General features: G+C 72.5%; 2 pseudogenes. One reads left to right on the top strand and one right to left on the bottom strand.

Annotated features, from left to right (window positions below):
- Window positions 1–196: 196 nt before the first annotated feature.
- A pseudogene (locus tag ABT085_RS46975) lies at window positions 197–290 on the top strand (winged helix-turn-helix domain-containing protein); the annotation flags it as partial.
- A gap of 91 nt (window positions 291–381) precedes the next feature.
- On the opposite strand, the pseudogene ABT085_RS46290 reads toward ABT085_RS46975, so the two are convergent.
- Window positions 382–1536 (bottom strand): annotated as a pseudogene (locus ABT085_RS46290) (serine protease); the annotation flags it as partial.

Genomic DNA, 1536 nt, shown 5'->3' with positions numbered 1-1536 from the left:
GGGGGGGGGGGGGGGGGGGGGGGGGGGGGGGGGGGGGGGGGGGGGGGGGCGGCGGGCGGCGGGCGGCGGGCGGCGGGCGGCGGCCAGACCCTCGCGGGTGCCTGAGACGATCAGCTCTCGGACGCACTCGGCCGGCGCAGCGACCTCCAGCAACAGCTCGGGGAAGTCGAGCTTCGGCAGCATGCTGTTGACCAGTTGCCGGATCAAGACGGTGATTCGGCCGACGGTTCCCTGTGACGTACACGGTCCAGGGCGTGGGCAAGCTCCTGGCGCGTAACGACTGGTCGTGCCTCCGACACCTGGGAACGCCGCGTGGGCGGGGCCGCCGGCTGCGGTCCCGCCCACGCGGTGCTGTCCCGGGTGACCTCCCGGGGTGTGACGTCAGCGCAGGCCGAAGGCCCGGGTGATCGTCTGCGAGACGGTGTTGCCCGCGCTGTCCCGGGCGCCGACCCGGAGAGTGACGAAGTCGGCGGACCGCGGTGCGCGCAGGTTCGTCCGCCATCCGTCGTCGCACCGGCTCAGGTCGGTCCGCTGCCAGGTCGCACCGTCGTCGTACGACACCTCGACGGTCGGCTTCCCGATGGCGGCGGTGGTGCCCGGAAGGTGCGAGGCGGTCACCGTCAGGCCGGCGTGCCGGTCGGCACGGCCGGACTTGTCGGTGTCCACGCCGTAGTCGAGCTGGATGAGCGGCAGGGACGCCACCGCATCGCTGCCGGTGACCGCGGAGGTGAAGTCCCACTCGGTCAACGTGTGCGTCGAGTACGGGTTGGCCCAGGTGCCACGGTCGTTGTCGAGGACCAGCCGGTAGGGCAGGCGCTCGGCGCCGAGGCCGGGAACCTGCAGGTACTCGGCGTTGCCCCAGTCGAGCTGCTGATCGCCCTGGTAGAGCGACATCCAGTCCTTGACGTCGAAGTTCGCGCCGGCCTCCCCGACGTGGCCGGACCCCGAGTCACCCCAGCCGGGCGCGGTGATGTACATCGTGTCGAGGTAGCGCACCGGCTGGTAGTTGAACGGGCCCATGCGGGGCCGCTGGATCGGGCCGAACCAGCTGACCTTGCCGGTCTTGCGCGCCGGGTAGGTCAGCGGGTCGATCGAGTGCTGCCCGGTCTCGCCCTGGATGAAGGCGTCGTCAAGCCACGTGGTGCCGGCGGTGACCCAGTCGGTGCGCTCGCCCTGGGCGGGCGCGGTGAGCTGGTTGCCGACGGCCCAGCCGCGCCAGACGTCCGGACGGAACTCCATCGCCTTGCCCTGCCGGTAGTTCCGGAAGGAGACGTTCACCCGGCCGAGGTCCTTGGACTCCTCACGCCAGGTCGGGTCCGCCGGAACGGCGCCCGTCCAGTGGTGCACGACGTCGTAGACGTAGTCGGTGGTGGGGTGCGAGGTGACCTTCAGCGAGACCGCGCCGTGGCGACGTTGGCCGAGCAGGTCGGCGCCCTGGTCGGCGTTGAGCGTCGCCACCGTCACCGGGGCCGGGCTCTGCGGGCTCCAGGGGTTCTCGTCCCAGGGCTGCAGGCGGCCGGCGCCGTCGTTGACGAC

Origin of the sequence: Streptomyces sp. NPDC002265 (assembly GCF_040296125.1) — a bacterium.
In the GTDB taxonomy this organism is placed as follows: Bacteria; Actinomycetota; Actinomycetes; order Streptomycetales; family Streptomycetaceae; genus Streptomyces.
The sequence above is the reverse complement of the archived record's forward strand: the minus strand, read 5'-3'. Positions and strand labels throughout refer to the sequence as shown.